Origin of the sequence: Caulobacter sp. 602-1 (assembly GCF_003931565.1) — a bacterium.
Taxonomy (GTDB): Bacteria; Pseudomonadota; Alphaproteobacteria; order Caulobacterales; family Caulobacteraceae; genus Caulobacter.
Map to the genome: position 1 here is coordinate 112,124 of NZ_RRYI01000010.1, position 18,922 is coordinate 131,045.

Here is an 18,922-nt window from a genome sequence, read left to right on the forward strand (position 1 = left end):
ACACCGATGGACATCCAGGCTGTTGACCACATGTTCGCCATGGCCGTCGCGGCCAGCGGCGAGGGCCGGCTGGACGACGCCGAGGCGGCCTTTCGCGCCGTCCTCGTGATGAGCCCCGGCCACGACGAGGCCCTGTTCGGCCTGGGCCTGAACCTGATGATCGCCAGGCGCTTCCCGGAGGCCGTCGAGCCGCTGGCGCTGGCGGCCCAGGCGCCGGACGCTGAACCGGTCCGCCTTCAGTGCCTGGCCCACGCCCTGTTCCTGACCGGGGCCTTCACCCGCGCCGCCGAGACCTTCGCCGCTGCCGAGGCGATCGAGGCCCTGCCGGAGGGCCCGCGCCTGACCTGGGCCCGCGCCGCCGCCTATGCCGCCCTCGACCAATCGCCGGCCGAAACGGCCCTGGACCTCTACGCCCGGATCGCGGGTCCGCTGGCGGAAGATCTGGGGACTGTCGCGCGGGAGGGCTTCGGCGTCCTGGTGGCCTTCGACCGCCTCGACGCGGCCCGGGCGCTCGGCGCCTGGCTGGAGGCGCGCGATCCGGACGACAAGATCCGCGCCCACGAGCTTCGCGTCCTGGTCGACCCCAGCATCGACCGGGCGCCGCCGGCCTATGTCGAGGCGCTGTTCGACGACTTCGCCGAGCGGTTCGACCGCCAGTTGGTCGAGATGCTGGACTACCGCGCGCCGGCGCTGCTGGCCGACCTCATCGCGAGCCGGCGCGCGCGGTTCGAGCGGATCCTCGACCTGGGCTGCGGCACGGGCCTGGCCGCGCCGTCTCTCGAACGCTTCGGCGCCGAGCTGACCGGGGTCGACCTCTCGTCCGCCATGCTGGCCAAGGCCGCCGAGCGCGGCGGCTACGATCATCTGGTCCAGGAAGAAGCCGTCGCATTTCTCGAGCGCCATCCCGGCGGCTTCGACCTGATCGTCGCCGCAGACGTCGTGATCTATTTCGGCGATTTGGTTCCGCTGTTCACCGCCGCCGCCAAGGCCCTCGCCCCCGGCGGCCTGCTGGCCATCAGCACCGAACGGGGCGAGACCGGGTGGAGCCTCCTGCCCACGGCGCGCTACGCCCACGGCGACGACTATGTCCAAGCCGCCAGCGCCCCCGGCTTCCGGATCGTCGAGCGCCAGGAAATACCGCTGCGCCGGGAGACGACGGCCGTCACCGTGGGCTGCCTCTACCTGCTCGAGCGGCTGTAGTCGCTCCCTTATCCGCCTCTGCGCGCGCCCTTGGCGAACAGCAGGTCCGACCATCGCCAGTGGCCGCCGCCCAGAGCGAACCGGGCGCCGCCCGGGCCGTCGTTCAGGGAGATCAGGACGAGGCCCCGCATCGGTTCGGCCCGGCAGGCCGCGGGGGCGAAGGCGACCTCCATCATGATCATCTCGCGCAGGCCGGCCAGGCCATCGCCCTCCTCGCCGGAGACTCGCGCCCAGTCGCCGTTCCACACCAGCGGCGCGCGTCCCGCCCCGACCGTCGCGCCATGGGCCCGCATCAGCGAGGCGCGGGCCCGGGGATTCTTGCGCAGGCCCTCCTGCAGCAGCCGGACCATGTCGCATCCCGCGCCGCCGCCGCCTCCGCCGCTGCCCGAACCGGCCGTCGCCGCGCCCATCAGCTCGGATTCGCCAAGGCCCATCACCGGGCTCGGACCGGGGTTGCGGCTGGCGGGAAGCGGCGTCACGGCCTTGGGCGGCGGAAGCTTGGACACCCGCAAGGGTGAGCGTGGCGCGGCCTTGGGCGCCGCCTTGGCCTTTTCCGGCGAGGGCGGCTTGGCCGGCGCCTTCACCGGCGACTTTGGCGCCTCGTGCGGCGCTGGCGGCGGCGGAGGGGGTGGCGGCGGCGGAGGCGGAGGCAGCGGATCGACCAGCGTCACCATCACCGACGGCGGCTCAGGCAGCGGCGGCGTGATGTGCGTGGCGAACAGGACCGCCAGGGCCCCGACGTGCGCGCCTATGCTCACGACCAGGGCGACGCCCTTGCCCCCCCGTCGTCTCCAGTGCGCCATCCAGTCCGCCGAGCCACGGGCCGAAGCGCCGGCCCAGACCTCCGGAAAAATCACGTCCCCGCGTCAGGAACGTGGCGATTGGTCAAGCTTGGAGGGCGGTTCAGACCGACAGGTCGACCAGCAGCCCCGTCCCGGCGGCCGGGGCGGCGCGCACGGCTTCCTTCAGCCGATCGGCGATCTCCGCGCGTTCGGCGTTCGAGGTCACGGGCTTGATCGGACGGATCGGCGAGACGTAGGCCTCGGTGGCGATCCGATTGACGGTCATGTCCATCGGGCTCAATGCAGTCGTGAAACTAGCCATCGCATTCTCGTGCAATGGCCTTAACAAGCGCCTACCAGACGCCCAAGCCTCACTGTTTCTGGGTCCTTCCGTTGACAGACCCAGGGTGAAGCCCCCACTTTCCCGGCGCTCGCCTTCCGGGCGATCCCCTTTCCTGAACAAGAGTCAGAATGAACGTCGTCGTCGTCGAGAGCCCGGCCAAGGCCAAGACCATCAACAAGTACCTCGGGTCCGACTACACGGTTCTCGCTTCCTACGGTCACATCCGCGACCTGCCATCGAAGGACGGTTCGGTCGAGCCGGACAACGACTTCGCCATGAGCTGGGAGGTCGACGCCAAGGCCTCCAAGCGGGTCAGCGACATCGTCGACGCCCTGAAGAAGGCCGACCGCCTGATTCTGGCCACCGACCCTGATCGCGAAGGGGAAGCGATCAGCTGGCACGTCCTGGAAGTGCTGAACAAGAAGAAGGCGCTGAAGGACAAGTCCGTCCAGCGCGTCACCTTCAACGCCATCACCAAGACGTCCGTGCTGGAGGCCATGGCCAATCCGCGCGACGTCGACATGGAGCTGGTCGAGGCCTATCTGGCCCGCCGCGCCCTGGACTACCTGGTCGGCTTCACCCTCTCGCCGGTGCTGTGGCGAAAGCTCCCCGGTTCGCGCTCGGCCGGCCGCGTACAGTCGGTCTGCCTGCGCCTGATCGTCGACCGCGAGCTGGAGATCGAGCGCTTCAAGACCCAGGAATACTGGACCGTCGACGCCGACGTCTCGGCCGGCGCCGATCCGTTCCTGGCCCGCCTGGTCAAGCACGAGGGCAAGAAGCTCACCAAGTTCGACCTGGGCAATGAGACCTCGGCCCTTGCCGCCAAGGCCGCCGTCCAGGCCGCGACGTTCAAGGTCGCCGCCGTCGAGAAGAAGCCCGGCAAGCGCTCGCCCGCCCCGCCCTTCACCACCTCGACCCTGCAGCAGGAAGCCGCCCGCAAGCTGGGCTTTTCCGCTCAGCGCACCATGCAGGCCGCCCAGAAGCTGTATGAAGGCATCGACATCGGCGGCGAGACCGTAGGCCTCATCACCTACATGCGGACCGACGGGGTGTCGGTCGAACCGGAAGGCATCGCCGAGGCGCGCAGCGTGATCGGCAACGTCTATGGCGACAAGTACGTCCCGGAGACTCCGCGCTACTACAAGGCCAAGGCCAAGAACGCGCAGGAGGCCCACGAAGCCATCCGACCGACCAGCCTGAACCGCAACCCGGGCTCGCTGCGCCTGGAGCCTGACCTGGGCCGCCTCTACGAGCTGATCTGGAAGCGGATGATCGCTTCTCAGATGGAAAGCGCCCGTATCGAGCGCACCACGGTCGACCTGGAAAGCGCCGATGGCCAGACCGGCCTGCGCGCCACCGGTCAGGTCGTGCTCTTCCCCGGCTACCTGGCCGTCTACGAGGAAGGCCGCGACGACGAGGGCGACGAAGACTCCGCCCGCCTGCCGATGATCGAGGAAGGCGCCAGCGCCAAGGTCATCGAGGCCCGCGCCGACCAGCACTTCACCGAACCGCCGCCGCGCTATTCGGAAGCCAGCCTGGTCAAGAAGATGGAAGAGCTGGGGATCGGCCGTCCGTCGACCTACGCCTCGGTCCTGACCGTGCTGCGCGACCGCGAATACGTGAAGATGGACAAGCAGCGCTTCGTCCCCGAGGACAAGGGCCGCCTGGTCACGGCGTTCCTGGAGCAGTTCTTCAAGCGCTACGTGGAATACGACTTCACCGCCGCGCTCGAAGAGCAGCTCGATCTGGTGTCGGACGGCAAGCTGGACTGGAAGCAGTTCCTCCGCGACTTCTGGAAGGACTTCCACGCCGCCGTCGGCGAGATCGCCGAGCTGCGCACGACCAATGTGCTCGATGCGCTGAACGAGGCCCTGGGCCCGCACATCTTCCCGGACAAGGGCGATGGTTCCAACCCGCGCCTGTGCCCGACCTGCAATGTCGGCCAGCTGTCCCTGAAGACCGGCAAGTTCGGGGCCTTCATTGGCTGCTCCAACTATCCGGAGTGCCGCTACACCCGCCAGCTGGGCGTGTCGGAAGGCGAAGGCGAGGCCGAGAGCGCCGACAAGGAACTGGGCCTCAATCCCGCGACCGGCCTGGCCGTGTGGCTGAAGAACGGCCGCTTTGGTCCCTATGTCGAGGAACTGGCCGCCGCCGACAGCGGCGAAAAGCCCAAGCGCTCGTCCCTGCCCAAGGGCTGGATCGCCTCGGCCATGGACCTGGAGAAGGCCCTGCGTCTGCTCTCCCTGCCGCGCGAGGTGGGCAAGCACCCGGATGACGGCAAGGTCATCACGGCGGGCCTGGGGCGCTTCGGGCCGTTCGTGCTGCACGACGGCACCTACGCCAATCTGGAGAACCCCGAAGAGGTGTTCGACGTCGGCCTGAACCGCGCCGTCGCCATCCTGGCCGACAAGCGCGCCGGCGGCGGACGTCCGCAGCGCGGCGCCGCCACCGCCCTGGCCGAGATCGGCAACCACCCCGAGGACGGCAAGCCGGTCCGGGTGCTGTCCGGCCGCTTCGGTCCCTACATCAAGCACGGCGACACCAACGCCAACGTGCCCAAGGGCAAGGATCCGGCGTCCATCACCATGGACGAGGCCGTGGCCCTGATCGCCGAGCGCGCCGCCAAGGGCGGCGGCAAGAAGCCGGCGAAGAAGGCGGCCCCGAAGAAGGCCGCCGCGAAGGCGGAAGGCGACGCTCCGGCCAAGAAGACCGCCGCGAAGAAGCCGGCGGCCAAGAAGCCGGCGGCGAAAAAGGCCGCGCCGAAAGCCAAGGCCGCGGCGACCACCGAGGACGGCGCCGCCCCCTGGGACGACGAAGCCTAGTCTGTTCAGAGGATCGGGAGGGGAGTAGGTTTCGAGCATGACGACGCTGGAACGTCCCCTGCCGCTGCATGTCGTGGTGTCCGCGCTGATCCTGTGCTGCGTGGGCGGCTTCGCCATGGGCCTGACCAACGCCATGAAAATCGACCGCGGCGGACCGGAGACCTCCAAGCAGCCGCTGGCCGAGGTCTCGGGCGTGCCCGTCAAGGACGCCGCCCCCGCCCTCGCCTACGAGCCGCCGCCGGTCGAGAAGCCCAAGCCCAAGGCCGTCGAGGTCCAGACCGTGGAGCAGGAAGCCCCGCCCGTGATCGAGACTCCGCCCGCGCCGGCGGCGACGCCCGCCGCGACGGCCCCCGCCGCGCCCAAGCCGGTCGAGCCCGCGCCGCCGAAGTCGATCGAGGATCTGTACTAGGGTTCGCCTCTCCTCCCCCTTCATGGGGGAGGAGAAGAAAATCTCGCCCGCCGCCCCTCGAACGGGTTAAGGCAAGACATGGCCAAACTTCGCCCGACCAAGACCTTCAAGCCCAAGCCGCCCGCCGGTCTGCCGGACCGCGAGACGCTGCTGGCGTTCCTGCGCGACGCCGGTGAGACCGGCAAGGCCGACATCGCCCGCCACTTCGGCCTCAAGGGCGCCGACCGCCGAGCCCTGCGCGAGATGATCCGCGAGCTGGAAGCCCAGGGCGCGCTGGCCAAGCGCGGCCGCAAGGGCTTCGCCGAAGCCGGCTCCCTGCCCCCCGTGGGCGTGGCCGACGTGGTCGAGCGCGACGGCGACGGCGAGCTGTATGTGAAGCTGACCAAGTCCGACGACGACGTGCCCAATGTCCGTCTGGCGCCGACCAAGGGCGAGGCCGCGGCCGGCGCGCCGGGGCTGGGCGACCGCCTGCTAGTCCGTTTCGAACGGCTGGAGACCGGCGAATTCGAGGCCAAGCTGATCAAGAAGCTGGGCCAGAGCGCTCACAAGATTCTCGGCGTCATCCGCAAGCACCGCAAGGAGATCCGCGTCGAGCCGGTCGATCGCAAGTCCAAGGAAAGCCTGATCCTGGATCCCAGCGTCGCCCACGACCTGAAGGACGGCGATCTGGTGATCGCCCAGGTCGGCACGCATGGCGGCCGCTACGGCCCCAAGCCCGGCAAGGTGCTGGAGGTGGTCGGGACCGAGAACGATCCCCGCGCCGCCTCGCTGATCGCCATCCACAGCCACGGCATCCCGACCGGCTTCTCCGAGGAGGCCGAACGCGAGGCCAAGGCCGCCGTCGAGCCGACCCTGGCCGGCCGCGAGGACCTGCGGAAGCTGCCGTTCGTGACCATCGACCCGGTGGACGCCCGCGATCACGACGACGCCGTCTACGCCCATCCCGACGAGGACGAGACCAACAAGGGCGGCTGGGTCGTCTGGGTGGCCATCGCCGATGTCGCCGCTTACGTGCGTCCTGGCTCGGCCCTGGACCGCGACGCCCGCGAGAAAGGCAACAGCGTCTACTTCCCCGACCGGGTCGAGCCGATGCTGCCCGAGACCCTGTCGAACGGCCTCTGCTCCCTGCGCGAGGGCGAGAACCGCGCGACCCTGGCCGTGCGGATGGTGTTCGACAAGTCGGGTCGCAAGAAGGGCCACAAGTTCGTGCGCGGCCTGATGCGGTCGGCCGCCAAGCTCAGCTACGAGCAGGCTCAGGCGGCCATCGACGGCCAGACGGACGACAAGACCGGCCCGCTGCTGGAGCCGATCCTCCAGCCCCTTTGGGAAGCCTACCGGACGATGAAGATCGGCCGCGACGCCCGCTCGCCTCTGGCCATCGAGAGCGACGAGCGCCGGATCATCATCCGCGAGGGCGAGATCACCTCGATCACCAAGCGCGCCAGCCTGGAAGCCCACAAGCTGATCGAGGAGATGATGGTGCAGGCCAATGTCTGCGCCGCCGAGAGCCTGGAGGCCAAGCGCTCGCCGCTGATCTATCGGGTGCACGACACGCCCAGCCTGGAGAAGGTGCAGAACCTCGCCGACTTCCTGCAAACGCTGGAGATCCGCTGGGACAAGGGCCAGGCGCCGCAGACCTCACGGTTTAACAAGCTGCTGGAGGAGACCCGCGAGAGCCCCAACGCGGCGATCATCAACGAAGTGGTCCTGCGCACCCAGATGCAGGCCCACTACAGCGCCGACAATATCGGCCACTTCGGCCTGAACCTGGCCAAGTACGCACACTTCACCAGCCCGATCCGCCGCTATGCCGACCTGATCGTCCACCGGGGGCTGATCCGGGCCCTGGGCCTGGGCGACGATGGCCTCACGGACCAGGACATCGCCCAGATCAAGGACACGGCCGAGGTCATCACCCACGCCGAGCGGCGCGCCATGGCCGCCGAGCGCGACGCCACCGACCGCTACATCGCCGCCTTCCTGGCCGACCGGGTCGGCGCGACGTTCGAGGGGCGGATCACCGGCGTCACGCGCTTTGGCCTGTTCATCAAGCTGGCCGACACCGGGGCCGACGGCCTCGTGCCCGTCTCGACCCTGGGCGCGGAGTTCTTCGTCCACGACGACAGGATGCACGCCCTGGTCGGCGAGCGGACCGGCAAGCGCTGGCCGCTGGGCATGGGCGTCGAGGTCAAGCTGGTCGAGGCCACGCCGGTGACGGGCGGGCTGCTGTTCGAAATGATCAGCGAGCCGCTGGCCCCCGATCCGAAGGCGCCGCGTCCGCGGTTGGGCGCCCGGCGCCAGGCGGCGGTCAAGCCGCGCGGCGGACTGCCGAAGGGCGTGCGACGGGGAAAGCGGCGCTAGTTGGCGCGGATCGCCGCCTCCAGCCGATCCGCCATCATCTTCTGATCCGCGACCGACGGGTGACCGTGGCACGCCCCGCGGTCCATGCCGGTGATCCGCACCGCCTTGGCGCCGGTGCGGTCGGCCACCTCGGCGACGTCCTCGACGAAGGTGTCGCCGGCGATCAGGAACACCCGCGCGGCGGGCCGGCTGGCTTTCAGGCCCTGGACGAAGGTCACGTAGGTCTCGCGATAGTCTTTGCGTAGCGCCGCCTCGTCGGCCCAGGCTTCGCCCGGATGCAGCGATGTCGAGAAGTCGTTCGTGCCCAGGCCGATGACCAGGATGTCCGGCGTCCACGGATCGTCCGCCGCCACATGCGGTTCGGCCTGCCCGGGGATCACGCGCGGCAGGAGCACGGTCAGCGGCTGGCCGGGCGCTAAACCATTGTAGTTACGCACCACGCCACGCCCCGAGAAGGCTTCGATCCGGTAGTCGGCGTCCAGCCGTCCCGCGAGGATCGGCCCGAAGGCCAGGCTGGTGTCGGTCAGGTCGTGGACCTGGCTCTCGGTGCAGTCGCGGCTGGCCGAGCGAACGCCGTAGCCGACCGTGTAGGAGTCGCCGATGAACTCGATCCGACGCGGACGCGTCGGCGCGGGCAGCGCCGCTTCCTTCGGCCCGACGAAGAAGCCCTCGAACCGCGCCGAACCCGTCTGGCTTTCGGTCAGCTTGTCGAGGCGCACGACATGCTCGCCGGGCCCCAGACGGTCGAGCAGCAGGTGAAGTTCGCCGGCCTTGGTCAGCTCGGCCTTGCGCGCGCCGTCGATGCTGACGGCCAGATGCTCGGCGCCGGTGTCGACCACCACCTCGACGGACGGACCGTTGAACCGTCCCTCGAAATAGACCCCCGGCCAGCCGAAGTCGTAGGCCCCGCCCGCCGCCGGCGCGACGCGGCCGCCGATATTCAGCGGGAGCGCGGTCTGGGCCCAGGCCTTTTGAGAAAGGACGGGGATGGCCAGACACAGGATGGCGGCGAGAGTCAGCAAGCGCATGACCCCCTTCTCAAGCGGGATGCGCGCCGCGTCAAACCCCGCTAAGCAGAGCCATGCGCGCGCAGATCGAACCCTTCCACGCCATCGCCATCAGCCGCCTGGCTCACCAGTTGAAGACCGAGGGCGCCTCGATCATCCACATGGAGTTCGGCCAGCCCTCGACGGGCGCGCCGAGCAAGGCGATCGCCAAGGCCCACGACATTCTCGACGCCGAGGCCATGGGCTATTGGGAAAGCCCCCTGCTGCGCCAGCGGATCGCCGAGCGCTACCAGACCCTCTATGGCGTCCACGTCGAGCCCGAGCGGATCGTGCTGACCTGCGGGGCCTCGCCGGCCCTGGTGCTGGCGCTGTCCAGCGTGTTCGAGCCCGGCGACCGCATCGCCCTGGCCCGCCCCGGCTATGTCGCCTATCGCAACAGCCTCAAGGCCCTGCACCTCACGCCCATCGAGATCGCCTGCGGGCCGGAGGATCGCTTCCAGCTGACGGCCAAGCACCTGGCGGAACTGGACCCCGCCCCGGCCGGCGTCATCGTCGCCAGCCCGGCCAACCCGACCGGCACGATCATTGCGCCCGAGGAGCTGGAAGCCATCGCCAAGGTCTGCGCCGAGCGCGGCATCCGCATCATCAGCGACGAGATCTATCACGGCCTCAGCTACACCGGCCGCACGCCCTCGATGCTGGAGTTCGCCCCCGACGCCCTGATCGTCAACAGCTTCAGCAAGTATTTCAGCATGGCCGGCTGGCGGCTGGGCTGGCTGCTGACGCCGAAGGGCCAGGACCTGGAGCGCGCCCGCGCCTATGTCGGCAACCTGTTCCTGACCGCGCCGTCGCTGAGCCAGCACGCGGGCCTGGCCGCCATGGACTGCATCGACGAGCTGGAAGCCCATATCGACGTCTATCGGCGGAACCGCCAGCTGATGCTGGACGCCCTTCCCGCCTTTGGCCTGCGCAAGATCGCCCCGCCGGACGGCGCCTTCTACATCTGGGCCGACATCGGCCACCTGACCGACGACTCCTTGGGCTTCTGCCAACAGTTGCTGCGCGACACCGGCGTGGCGACGGCGCCGGGCGTCGACTTCGATCCGGTCGAGGGCAATCGCTTCATTCGCTTCAGCTTCGCGGTCTCCACGGCCGAGGTCGAGGAGGCTATTGCTCGGATGGCTCCTTGGTTCGCTGCCCGAGACGCCAGTCCAGGCCCATCGCCAGGAAGGTGAAGGAGCCCGACCAGCCGATCAGGATCAGGCCGGCCAGGGGCTCCAGGCTGGCGACCAGCCGCAGCGCGCCGACGGGATAGACGTCGCCGACCCCCTGGGTGGTGAAGGTCTCGATCGAGAAGAAGAACAGCTGGCTGGCGGTCATCGCCGAAACGCCCACGAACGCGCCCAAGTCCAGGACGTGATCGCCGACCCAGTAGCCGCCCGCGAACAATCCCGCCTCCAGAACATGGGCGATGATCAGGCCGAAGATCACCAGCAGGATCTTCAGCTGGCGCGACAGCCGCGGCGAGGCCTGACCGACGGACAGCAAGCGCAGCGCCTGATAGTGGATCATGACCGCGGCGAAGATCAACGCCAGGGACAGCGCGAAGGCGTAGAGCTCGGCCATGGTCTTTCCCTCGAGGGCCAGGAAGTCGGGAAATACTTCTGACCGCGTCAATCCGGCTCAAATTTGCTGTCGATCGGGCGCCGATGGGGCGCCGACGTCAGGCTATTTCCGCTCCAGATAGTCCAGCGCCATGAAGACCTCGGCCTTCACGCCGGTCTCGAACACCGCCTCGTCGACGTCGAAATAGGGCGAGTGGTTGGCCGGCGCGGTCGCCGCCGGCACGTCGGCCTTGCGTCCGCCCAGTTGCACGAACACCGCCGGGACCTTCTCGGCGTACATCGAGAAGTCCTCGGCGCCCGTCACCAAGGCGGCCTTGTCGTCGACCTTGCCGGGCGAGGCCTTCTCCAGGCTGGCCTTGACCCAGGCCGAAAGCGCCGGATCGTTGTAGGTCACCGGATAGGGCTGGCTGAACACCGCCTCGGCCTTGGCGCCATAGCGGTCGCCGATGGCGGCGACGGCCTTCTGCATCTTGGCGACCAGGTCGTCGTGGCGGGCGGTGGAGAAGGTCCGCATGGTCCCCTCCATCTTCAGGTCCTCGGGAATGATGTTCTGGCGCATGCCCATGTTGATGACGGCGATCGTCACCACCGAGGGCGAGGCGCCGACATCGACCTGACGGGCGGCGATCTGGTTCGTCGCCTGAATGATGTCGGCCGCGACGCTGGCCATGTCGACGCCCGCCCAGGGCCGCGCGCCGTGGGTCTGCTTGCCCTTGACCGTGATCGTCAGGCGGTCGGACGAGGCGTAGAAACCCTCGGGGCGATAGTTCAGCTGGCTGGCGTCCCCCGGACCGATATGGACGCCGAAGATCGCGTCGACCTTGGGCTTGTCCAGCGCCCCGTCGCGGATCATGAGCTTGGCGCCGCCCTCCTCGCCGGCCTGCGGGCCTTCCTCGGCGGGCTGGAAGATCAGGACCACCGTGCCCTTGATGTCGGCCTTCATGCCGGCCAGCACCGTGGCGGTCCCCAGCAGCATGGCCACGTGGGTGTCGTGGCCGCAGGCGTGCATGACCGGCACGGTCCTGCCCTCCCAGGTCGCCGTGGCCTTGGAGGCGAACGCCAGACCGGTCTTCTCCTCGACCGGCAGGGCGTCCATGTCGGCGCGCAGGGCCACGACCTTGCCGGGCTTGCCGCCCTTCAGGATGCCGACCACGCCGGTCTTGCCGACGTTCTCGCGAACCTCGAAGCCCAGGGCCTTCAGCTCCTTGGCGATCAGGGCCGAGGTGCGGACCTCCTGGTTACCCAGCTCCGGATGCTCATGGATGTCGCGCCGCCAGGCGATGACCTTGGGCTGGACCGCCTTGGCCGCCGCCTCGATCTTGGCGGTGGACGGCGCCGCCATCGCCGGCGCGCCGAAAGCCATGCCCGCGACCAGCGCCAGCGCAGAAACCCGTCCGAACATCACAAGACCCCTTCCCGAAAAGCGGCGCGAGCTTGGGACGCGTCGCGGCGCGGGGTCAAGCGCCCGCGGGCTTGACGTCGGGGCGCTCTATGCAGCCGCGCGGATCGGACTAACTTGAGCGCATGAGCCTGCCGCCGATCGACGCGAAATTCGACACGATCCACGACGGCGCCGTGCGCGAGACCGGCGCGGCGCTGACGCCCAAGCACGCGGCCACCGTGATCATCGTCCGCACCGACGGTCCGCAACCGCGCCTGCTGATGGGCCGGCGCAACGGCGGCCACGCCTTCATGCCCGACAAGTGGGTGTTCCCCGGCGGCCGGGTCGACCGGACCGACTACGACGCCCCCAGCGCCAGCGAGCTCGCGCCCGAGGTCGCCGCGCGTCTGGAGCAGGAACCCCGTCACCCCAGGCCCGCCCGCCTGGCCCGCGCCCTGGCCCTGGCGGCGGTGCGGGAGACGTTCGAGGAGACAGGCCTGCTGCTGGCCCGCCAAGCCCCTGTACGGCCCGGCGCGGGGCCCTGGCGGCCGTTCCTGGCCCAGGGCGCCCTGCCCGACCTGGCGCCGCTGTCCTTTGTCGCGCGCGCCATCACCCCGCCCTATCGCCCGCGCCGTTTCGACGCCCGTTTCTTCATGGCCCCGGCCGAGGCGCTGCTCAGCCTCGACCGCCGCCCCGACTGCGGCGAGCTGGACGAGATCGCCTGGGTCGACTTCCAGGAGGCGATGGCGCTGGACCTGCCCAATATCACCCGCTTCGTGGTCCACGAGATCGGCCAGCGTCTCGCCGACACTGGACGGCCGGCCCCGTTCATGCGCTTTCTGAACGGTAAGCGTCACCTGACGCACCTCTAGCGGACTTCCTGGAGGAAGCGCATGCTCGCCACACTGTTCGCCATGGCCCTGGCCGCCACGCCGCCGGCCCCGCCTCCGGGCGAGATCGACAAGCTCGGCTTCATCGCCGGTTGCTGGACCCTGACCCGGCCCAATGGCACGAAGATCGAGGAACAGTGGCTGGCCCCCGCGGGCGGCGCGATGATCGGCATGAGCCGCAGCGTTCGCGATGGCAAGCTGCGCGAATTCGAGTTTATGCGCATCCTGCCCGCCGCCGACGGCAAGCTGCAGTACGTGGCGATTCCCTCCGGCCAGGCCGAGGCGGCGTTTCCGATGCGGGAGATCGGCGAGAACGCCGTCACCTTCGAGGCGCCGGAGCACGACTTTCCGCAGCGGATTCTCTATCGCCTGGTTGACAAGGACACCCTGGTGGCCCGGATCGAGGGTTCCGTCGGCGGTCAGGCGCGATCGGCGGACTTTCCCTACACGCGCTGCGCCGCCGGCAATTGACTTTGAGTCACCGATGAGTATGTTCCGCGCCTCCTATTTCCAACGCGCGGGAACCTGCGCGACCACCGCAGGGATTCGACCATGGCCAAACCGGCTTCCATCAAGATCCGCCTGAACTCGACGGCGGACACCGGCTTCTTCTACGTCACCAAGAAGAACGCCCGCACCAAGACCGAAAAGATGGTGCTGAAGAAGTACGACCCGGTCATCCGCAAGCACGTCGAATTCCGCGAAGGCAAGATCAAGTAGGATCGCCTTACGCGCTACGACATCAAGACGCCCGGCTAGCGATGGCCGGGCGTTTTTGATTCTGGGTGCCTCGCATCCTGGAGAGGACCCAGGCTCAGCGCCCGATCCAGAGCCAGCGGAAGAACGCGAAGCTTCCCCAGACCACCGTCACGGCCAGCAGCACCGGCCCGACGCAGATGGCGACGAACGCGCCCAGCATCGCGGCGGTGGATAGTCCGCCCGACAGATGATCGCTGGCCTGGGCGCCCATCCGGAACAGGGCCACGCAGGTCAGCAGACCCAGGACCAGCCAGGCGCCCGGGAATGGGCGCCTGCTCGCACGCGCTCTAGACTTCATCGCCACGCCTCCCGCATAGGATGTATGGCGAGGGTGCGTGACAGTCCTATCCAGAGCCCTAAAAAAGCGCCCTAACCGCCGTTAGCCAAGACGCCTGGAAAGTGGGCCTTCCTCGGGACATGGAAGTCGTCGCGCCCATGCCCTTCAGAGCGCTAGTTCGGCTTGCCGCTGGTCATGCCCAGCCGGTATGGCGGCTCGGCGGCCATGACATCCGCCGGGCGCGCGGTCGGGCTCAGCGGCGCGGCGCCCTCCAGGCCGCGACCGATGACACTGTTGATCGCCAGCTTCGGACCTTCGGCGATCGCGACATCGACGCCCTTCAGGGTGACGTTCTTCATGTTGACCAGGGCGATCCCCCGGCCCGCCGAGCCCGTGATGTCCTTCAGCGTAAAGCCGTCCAGGGGCTTGTCGGGATGGATGTTCACCGCCTCCACCAGCACCGGGACGTCGGCGACCTTGATCCGCTCGAAGGTGATGTCGCGCACCGTCGGAATGCCGTCGAAGCCCGCGACCGGGAACGGATCCTGCTTGCCGCTGTCCAGGAAGTTTAGCCGCAGGAAGCCGTCGCGGGCGCCGGAGACCTCGAGGTCGCGCATGACGATGTCCTCGATGAACGCCCCGCGCCCCGGCCGGCTCTTGATGTAGACGGCGAAGGTGTAGGCCGAGAGCATCCTGCAGCGCTCGACCCGCACGCGCCGGATGCCCCCGGAGGTCTCGCTGCCAATGCCGATGCAGGCCCAGCGATGGTCCTTGAACGTGCAGTCGGTGATGACGACGTCCTCGGTCGGGCGGGCGATCAGACTGCCCTCCATGCCCCGGCCGGACTTCAGCGATATGCAGTCGTCGACCGTGTCGAAGTCGCAGCGGTCGATCACCACGCGGCGGCAGGAGTCGACGTCGATGCCATCGGCGCGGCCATTCACCACCAAGTTGTGGAAGACGACATCGTCGCAATAGACCGGGTGAATGGACCACATGTCGTTCTGCTGCGTCTTGAGATCGGCCACGACCAGACCCTGGACATCGACGAATTCCAGCAAGGCGGGATGACGCAGGCCAGTCTCCTTCTGAACGCGTCCCTTGATCGCCTCGGCCGCGACGATCGCGCCCTTGCCGGTGATGACGATGTTCCGCGCCCCCTGCGCCCAGACAAGACCGATATAGCCGGGAACCCAGCGCCCCTCCCAACGCACCTGGACGATCGGATAGTCCGCCAGGTCCGGCGACCCCAGCAGGGTCGCCCCCTCCTCGATCCGCAGGATGGTGTTGGCGCCGATACGGATGGCGCCCGTCAGGAAGGTCCCTCCCGCGAGCACCACCTCGCCGCCGCCGAACACGGCGCAGCGGTCGAGGGCCAGCTGGATGGCGTGGGTGTCCTTGGCGAGGCCGTCGCCGGCCGCGCCGAGCTCGCGCGGGTCGATCCGCAGGGTGGGCTTAACGGGGAGCGAGCTTTTGGCCGCGCCCGCGCCCGCGGGGGTCGCGGCGACCAGGGTCGAAAGGCCAGCGAGCGCCAGCACGGCGCGGCGATTTGCGGACATGGATGGGCGCTCCCCGAGATCGGCTTATGACACCGGTTTCTTTGGGGCAGGATGCGACGAGCGCCCCGCGCCCGCCAATCCATAAATGTCGTGACGTGAAAAGGCCTATGCGGCCTTGCCGACCACGGCGTTCCGGCCCGAGGCCTTGGCCTGGTAGACGCCCTGGTCGGCCCGCTTCAGCAGAGCCTCGGGGGTGTCGTCGGCGCCGAGCGTGGCCGAGACGCCGACCGAGATGGTCACCGTCAGCTGCTCCTTGGTCGGTCCCACCTTGAAGGGCGAGCCGGCCACATGGTTGCGGATCCGCTCGGCGATGCGCAGCGCGTCGGCGAGCTGGGTGTCGGGCATGACCACCACGAACTCCTCGCCGCCGAAGCGGCACGGCAGGTCGATGGCGCGAACGTTCGAGGCCAGGCGCAGGGCGAACTCGCGCAGCACCTCGTCGCCGATGTCATGGCCGAAGGTGTCGTTGATCTTCTTGAAGAAATCGATGTCGATCAGCAGGGCCGAGACCGGCTCGCCGCCCATCGCCGCGCGCCTGACCAGCGAGTCGAGCTGGCCGGTCATGTAGCGGCGATTGTGCAGGCCCGTCAGTTGGTCGGTGACGGCCAGCTCCAGCGAGTGGTCGAGATTGTTGCGCAGATAGTCCGTGTAGCGCTTGCGCTGGATCTGCGTCTTGACGCGGGCCGACAGCTCCTGCGGATCCACGGGGCGCGGCAGGATGTCGTTGACGCCGATTTCCAGCGCCTTGACCATGCGGTTGCGGTCGTCGGGATCGACCATGGCCAGGACGGGCAGTTGGCGCGAACGGTCTTCCGACCGCAGGGCGGCGGTGAAGCGCAGGCCGTCGAAGCTCCTGGCCGCGGCGTTGACGATCACCAGATCGACAGGGCCGCCGGCGCTGATCTTGGCCTTTTCGGGATCGCTCTCGATCACCGGGCGGTGCTCGACGCCCAGTTCGGCGGCGATGCGGGCGGCCTGGCGTTCGTTGTCGTCGACGATCAGCACCCGGCCGCCCAGACCATCCAGGCGCGCGGCGGCGCCGGCGATCACGCCCATGCGGCGGCCCGAGGCCTCGCGCTGGCGCAGTTCGTCGATCACCATCTTGAAACGGGTCAGGCTGCGCACGCGGGCGAACAGCATGACGTCGTCTATGGGCTTGGTGAGGAAGTCCGAGGCGCCCGATTCCAGGCCCTGGATGCGATCGGCCCGGCCGTCGAGAGCCGTGATCAGCACCACCGGAATGTGGCGGGTGGCGAGGTCTTCCTTGAGTTTGCGGCAGACAGTGAAACCGTCCATGCCGGGCATCATCACGTCCAGCAGGATGATGTCGGGCAGGTCGCGGGCGGCCATGGTCAAGGCCGTCGGCCCGTCCATCGCGGTCGAGACCTCGTAGTATTCCGCCGTCAGTTTGGCCTCGAGCAGACGGACATTGGCTTCGATGTCGTCGACGACGAGGATCCGGGCCGTCATGCGACGGGGACCTTGTCCAGCAGCCGCTTGATGGTGTCCAGGAAATGGACCACCGAGATCGGCTTGGAGATATAGGCCTCGCAGCCGCCCTCGCGGATGCGCTCTTCGTCGCCCTTCATGGCGAAGGCCGTGACGGCCACGACCGGGATATGCGCCAGTTCGTCGTCTTCCTTAAGCCACTTGGTGACTTCCAGGCCAGAGATCTCTGGCAGCTGGATGTCCATCAGAATCAGGTCTGGCTTGTTGTCGCGGGCAATGGAAAGCGCCGACAGACCCTCGCGGGTCTGCAGGGTCTCGTAACCCTGGGCTTCGAGCAGATCATGAAAGAGCTTCATGTTCAGCTCGTTATCCTCCACGATGAGGACCTTCTTCGTCATCCTTACCCCGACCAAACGGTCACGTGGCGACGCCTAGGGATTCGCGCCGTCTTCCAGAACCAGTTGCCACGAATATCCTTAAGCCCGCGCTAATCGCGTTAAGACCCACAAGCTCATGGAACAACGTCACTCCGACCTCCAGGCCTGCGCCATCACGCCGACCGCGCCGCTTGTCATCGTCGATGTCGACGAGGTGCTCGCGCAGTTCATGCGCGGCTTCGGCGATTTCATCGCGCGCCATGGCTTCGAACTGCGTGTCGATCGTTTCGCCCTGTTCCAGAACATTTACCGCCCTGGCGAGACGGAACACCTCGATCTGATCGCGGGCAAGGCCCTGTTCGATGATTTCTTCCGCGACGGGGCCGACGACCTGCCCCCCGCGATCGGCGCGGCGGACGCGCTGGCCGATCTATCGACCCGCGCCGAGGTGGTGATCCTGACCAACGCGCCCGAGCACGGCCGGATGACGCGAGCCAAGTGGCTGAAAACGCACGGCTTCGACTACCCCCTGATCATCAACAGCGGCCCCAAGGGTCCGGCGGCCGCCGATCTGGCCGGGCGCACCTCGGGCCGCTCCGTCTTCATCGACGACCTTTTGCCGCAGCTGGAATCGGTGGCGGAGAGAGCGCCCGACGTCGGGCGGTTCCAGATGGTCAGCGACGAGCGCCTGCGCCCGTTCGCCCCGTCCGCGCCCGACCGTCACGTCCGCATTGACGAGTGGCCGCGCCTGAAGGCCGCCATCGAGGAGCGCCTGTTCGCATGATCCGGTTCGGAGTCGATTTCGGCGGCACCAAGATCGAGGTCGCCGCCCTCAGCGAGGTCGGCGAGTTCGTCGCGCGCGTGCGAAAACCCAATCCCGGCGACTACGCGGCAGCCCTGGAAGTGGTGGCCGGGCTGCTGGCCGACGCCGAATGCATGGCGGGCGCGACCTGCGCGCGCCTGGGCCTGGGCATCCCCGGCTCGATCTCGCCGCGCACCGGCCTGATCCGCAACGCCAACAGCGTCTATCTGAACGGCCGCCCGTTCGGCGAAGACCTCGAGCAGCGCCTGGCGCGTCCGGTGCGCCTGGCCAACGACGCCAACTGCCTGGCGCTCTCCGAGGCCGCCGACGGCGCGGGAGCCGGGGCGCGCGTGGTGTTCGCGGCGATCCTGGGCACCGGCTGCGGCGGCGGCGTGGTCGTCGACGGCAAGATCATCGAGGGCCACAACGGCATTGGCGGCGAATGGGGTCACATGCCCCTGCCCTGGCCCAGGCCGGAAGAATATCCCGGTCCCGAGTGCTGGTGCGGCCGCAACGGATGTATGGAGAAATGGGTCGCGGGTCCGGCGTTCTCGCGCGACGCGGGCTTCCCCACGGGCCAGGAGACCATGGACGCCATTGAATCCGGCGACGCCTCTGCCGCCGCGGCGCTGGACCGCTATGTCGACCGCCTGGGCCGAGGCCTGGCCGCGATCTGCGACATCATCGATCCGGACGTCATCGTGCTGGGCGGCGGCATGTCGAACGTCGACGCGCTCTATGAGCGCCTGCCGGCCGCCATCGCCCCCCGCGTCTTCTCCGACGTCTTCGAGACGCCGGTGAAGAAGGCCGAGCATGGCGACAGCTCGGGCGTGCGCGGCGCGGTCTGGCTGTGGCCGCTGGAGGCCTAGGGACGCTCCC

19 protein-coding genes are annotated in these 18,922 nt (G+C 68.6%); 10 read left to right on the forward strand and 9 right to left on the reverse strand.

Going from position 1 to position 18,922, the window contains the following annotated elements; all coding sequences use genetic code 11:
• The first annotated feature begins 6 nt into the window (after positions 1-6).
• Positions 7-1,200, forward strand: a complete 1,194-nt coding sequence (locus tag EIK80_RS22910; RefSeq protein WP_125159326.1) for a class I SAM-dependent methyltransferase — start codon at positions 7-9, stop codon at positions 1,198-1,200.
• Between the two features lie 8 nt (positions 1,201-1,208).
• On the opposite strand, the gene EIK80_RS22915 is transcribed toward EIK80_RS22910, so the two are convergent.
• Both EIK80_RS22915 and EIK80_RS22920 read right to left on the reverse strand, forming a co-directional pair.
• Complete coding sequence (locus EIK80_RS22915) at positions 1,209-2,003, reverse strand: hypothetical protein (protein WP_125159327.1); 795 nt, start codon at positions 2,001-2,003, stop codon at positions 1,209-1,211.
• 100 nt (positions 2,004-2,103) lie between these two features.
• Positions 2,104-2,274, reverse strand: coding sequence for a hypothetical protein (locus EIK80_RS22920; RefSeq protein ID WP_125159373.1), 171 nt, complete (start codon positions 2,272-2,274; stop codon positions 2,104-2,106).
• 179 nt (positions 2,275-2,453) lie between these two features.
• Between EIK80_RS22920 and topA the strand changes: the two genes are divergently transcribed.
• The 3 genes from topA (at position 2,454) to rnr (ending at position 7,917) form a co-directional block, all read left to right on the forward strand.
• The gene (gene topA, locus EIK80_RS22925; protein WP_125159328.1) at positions 2,454-5,147 is read left to right on the forward strand and encodes a type I DNA topoisomerase; all 2,694 of its coding nucleotides are present in this window, start codon (positions 2,454-2,456) and stop codon (positions 5,145-5,147) included.
• A 37-nt stretch (positions 5,148-5,184) separates the two neighbouring features.
• Positions 5,185-5,556: a hypothetical protein gene (locus EIK80_RS22930; protein WP_125159329.1), complete on the forward strand. Its 372-nt coding sequence runs from the start codon at positions 5,185-5,187 to the stop codon at positions 5,554-5,556.
• Between the two features lie 78 nt (positions 5,557-5,634).
• Positions 5,635-7,917, forward strand: a complete 2,283-nt coding sequence (gene rnr, locus EIK80_RS22935; RefSeq protein WP_125159330.1) for a ribonuclease R — start codon at positions 5,635-5,637, stop codon at positions 7,915-7,917.
• Here the strand turns inward: rnr and EIK80_RS22940 are convergent.
• Positions 7,914-8,945 (reverse strand): SGNH/GDSL hydrolase family protein, encoded by a 1,032-nt coding sequence (locus EIK80_RS22940; protein WP_125159331.1) that lies wholly within the window; start codon positions 8,943-8,945, stop codon positions 7,914-7,916. The genes rnr and EIK80_RS22940 overlap by 4 nt on opposite strands.
• 53 nt (positions 8,946-8,998) lie before the next feature.
• Between EIK80_RS22940 and EIK80_RS22945 the strand changes: the two genes are divergently transcribed.
• The gene (locus EIK80_RS22945) at positions 8,999-10,159 is read left to right on the forward strand and encodes a pyridoxal phosphate-dependent aminotransferase (protein ID WP_125159332.1); all 1,161 of its coding nucleotides are present in this window, start codon (positions 8,999-9,001) and stop codon (positions 10,157-10,159) included.
• Here EIK80_RS22945 and EIK80_RS22950 read toward each other — a convergent pair.
• Positions 10,092-10,550, reverse strand: a complete 459-nt coding sequence (locus EIK80_RS22950) for an ion channel (protein WP_125159333.1) — start codon at positions 10,548-10,550, stop codon at positions 10,092-10,094. The genes EIK80_RS22945 and EIK80_RS22950 overlap by 68 nt on opposite strands.
• 102 nt (positions 10,551-10,652) lie before the next feature.
• On the reverse strand, positions 10,653-11,951 hold the full coding sequence (locus EIK80_RS22955; RefSeq protein WP_125159334.1) for an amidohydrolase: 1,299 nt from the start codon (positions 11,949-11,951) through the stop codon (positions 10,653-10,655).
• A 122-nt stretch (positions 11,952-12,073) separates the two neighbouring features.
• On the opposite strand from EIK80_RS22955, the gene EIK80_RS22960 reads away from it, so the two are divergent.
• From EIK80_RS22960 to rpmG, 3 genes are all read left to right on the forward strand, one after another.
• On the forward strand, positions 12,074-12,802 hold the full coding sequence (locus EIK80_RS22960; RefSeq protein ID WP_125159335.1) for an NUDIX hydrolase: 729 nt from the start codon (positions 12,074-12,076) through the stop codon (positions 12,800-12,802).
• Positions 12,803-12,823: 21 nt separating this feature from the next.
• Positions 12,824-13,291: a DUF6265 family protein gene (locus EIK80_RS22965; RefSeq protein WP_125159336.1), complete on the forward strand. Its 468-nt coding sequence runs from the start codon at positions 12,824-12,826 to the stop codon at positions 13,289-13,291.
• A gap of 81 nt (positions 13,292-13,372) precedes the next feature.
• A complete protein-coding gene (gene rpmG, locus EIK80_RS22970; RefSeq protein ID WP_010920317.1) occupies positions 13,373-13,540 on the forward strand; it encodes a 50S ribosomal protein L33 in 168 nt (55 codons plus the stop codon).
• 94 nt (positions 13,541-13,634) lie between these two features.
• Here rpmG and EIK80_RS22975 read toward each other — a convergent pair whose 3' ends face one another.
• The 4 genes from EIK80_RS22975 to divK all read right to left on the reverse strand — a co-directional run bounded on the left by EIK80_RS22975 (position 13,635) and on the right by divK (position 17,262).
• Positions 13,635-13,877: a hypothetical protein gene (locus tag EIK80_RS22975; RefSeq protein ID WP_125159337.1), complete on the reverse strand. Its 243-nt coding sequence runs from the start codon at positions 13,875-13,877 to the stop codon at positions 13,635-13,637.
• A 152-nt stretch (positions 13,878-14,029) separates the two neighbouring features.
• Complete coding sequence (locus EIK80_RS22980) at positions 14,030-15,415, reverse strand: glycoside hydrolase family 28 protein (RefSeq protein WP_125159338.1); 1,386 nt, start codon at positions 15,413-15,415, stop codon at positions 14,030-14,032.
• Between the two features lie 105 nt (positions 15,416-15,520).
• Complete coding sequence (locus EIK80_RS22985) at positions 15,521-16,885, reverse strand: PleD family two-component system response regulator (RefSeq protein ID WP_125159339.1); 1,365 nt, start codon at positions 16,883-16,885, stop codon at positions 15,521-15,523.
• Entirely contained in the window at positions 16,882-17,262 is a 381-nt protein-coding gene (gene divK, locus EIK80_RS22990; protein ID WP_125159340.1) for a cell-cycle response regulator DivK, read from the reverse strand. Before divK ends, EIK80_RS22985 begins: the two co-directional genes overlap by 4 nt.
• A gap of 115 nt (positions 17,263-17,377) precedes the next feature.
• Between divK and EIK80_RS22995 the strand changes: the two genes are divergently transcribed.
• Positions 17,378-18,025 carry a hypothetical protein gene (locus EIK80_RS22995; RefSeq protein WP_125159341.1) on the forward strand — a complete coding sequence of 216 codons (648 nt, stop codon included), beginning with the start codon at positions 17,378-17,380 and terminating at the stop codon, positions 18,023-18,025.
• A complete protein-coding gene (locus EIK80_RS23000; protein WP_125159342.1) occupies positions 18,022-18,912 on the forward strand; it encodes an ROK family protein in 891 nt (296 codons plus the stop codon). Before EIK80_RS22995 ends, EIK80_RS23000 begins: the two co-directional genes overlap by 4 nt.
• Positions 18,913-18,922 lie beyond the last annotated feature (10 nt).

What these genes read in the sequence shown, in the direction of transcription:
- EIK80_RS22910 (WP_125159326.1), top strand. Translation starts at nt 7, where the DNA reads ATGGACATCCAGGCTGTTGACCACATGTTCGCCATGGCCGTCGCGGCC.
- EIK80_RS22915 (WP_125159327.1), bottom strand. Translation starts at nt 2,003, where the DNA reads ATGGCGCACTGGAGACGACGGGGGGGCAAGGGCGTCGCCCTGGTCGTG.
- EIK80_RS22920 (WP_125159373.1), bottom strand. Translation starts at nt 2,274, where the DNA reads ATGGACATGACCGTCAATCGGATCGCCACCGAGGCCTACGTCTCGCCG.
- topA (WP_125159328.1), top strand. Translation starts at nt 2,454, where the DNA reads ATGAACGTCGTCGTCGTCGAGAGCCCGGCCAAGGCCAAGACCATCAAC.
- EIK80_RS22930 (WP_125159329.1), top strand. Translation starts at nt 5,185, where the DNA reads ATGACGACGCTGGAACGTCCCCTGCCGCTGCATGTCGTGGTGTCCGCG.
- rnr (WP_125159330.1), top strand. Translation starts at nt 5,635, where the DNA reads ATGGCCAAACTTCGCCCGACCAAGACCTTCAAGCCCAAGCCGCCCGCC.
- EIK80_RS22940 (WP_125159331.1), bottom strand. Translation starts at nt 8,945, where the DNA reads ATGCGCTTGCTGACTCTCGCCGCCATCCTGTGTCTGGCCATCCCCGTC.
- EIK80_RS22945 (WP_125159332.1), top strand. Translation starts at nt 8,999, where the DNA reads ATGCGCGCGCAGATCGAACCCTTCCACGCCATCGCCATCAGCCGCCTG.
- EIK80_RS22950 (WP_125159333.1), bottom strand. Translation starts at nt 10,550, where the DNA reads ATGGCCGAGCTCTACGCCTTCGCGCTGTCCCTGGCGTTGATCTTCGCC.
- EIK80_RS22955 (WP_125159334.1), bottom strand. Translation starts at nt 11,951, where the DNA reads ATGTTCGGACGGGTTTCTGCGCTGGCGCTGGTCGCGGGCATGGCTTTC.
- EIK80_RS22960 (WP_125159335.1), top strand. Translation starts at nt 12,074, where the DNA reads ATGAGCCTGCCGCCGATCGACGCGAAATTCGACACGATCCACGACGGC.
- EIK80_RS22965 (WP_125159336.1), top strand. Translation starts at nt 12,824, where the DNA reads ATGCTCGCCACACTGTTCGCCATGGCCCTGGCCGCCACGCCGCCGGCC.
- rpmG (WP_010920317.1), top strand. Translation starts at nt 13,373, where the DNA reads ATGGCCAAACCGGCTTCCATCAAGATCCGCCTGAACTCGACGGCGGAC.
- EIK80_RS22975 (WP_125159337.1), bottom strand. Translation starts at nt 13,877, where the DNA reads ATGAAGTCTAGAGCGCGTGCGAGCAGGCGCCCATTCCCGGGCGCCTGG.
- EIK80_RS22980 (WP_125159338.1), bottom strand. Translation starts at nt 15,415, where the DNA reads ATGTCCGCAAATCGCCGCGCCGTGCTGGCGCTCGCTGGCCTTTCGACC.
- EIK80_RS22985 (WP_125159339.1), bottom strand. Translation starts at nt 16,885, where the DNA reads ATGACGGCCCGGATCCTCGTCGTCGACGACATCGAAGCCAATGTCCGT.
- divK (WP_125159340.1), bottom strand. Translation starts at nt 17,262, where the DNA reads ATGACGAAGAAGGTCCTCATCGTGGAGGATAACGAGCTGAACATGAAG.
- EIK80_RS22995 (WP_125159341.1), top strand. Translation starts at nt 17,378, where the DNA reads ATGGAACAACGTCACTCCGACCTCCAGGCCTGCGCCATCACGCCGACC.
- EIK80_RS23000 (WP_125159342.1), top strand. Translation starts at nt 18,022, where the DNA reads ATGATCCGGTTCGGAGTCGATTTCGGCGGCACCAAGATCGAGGTCGCC.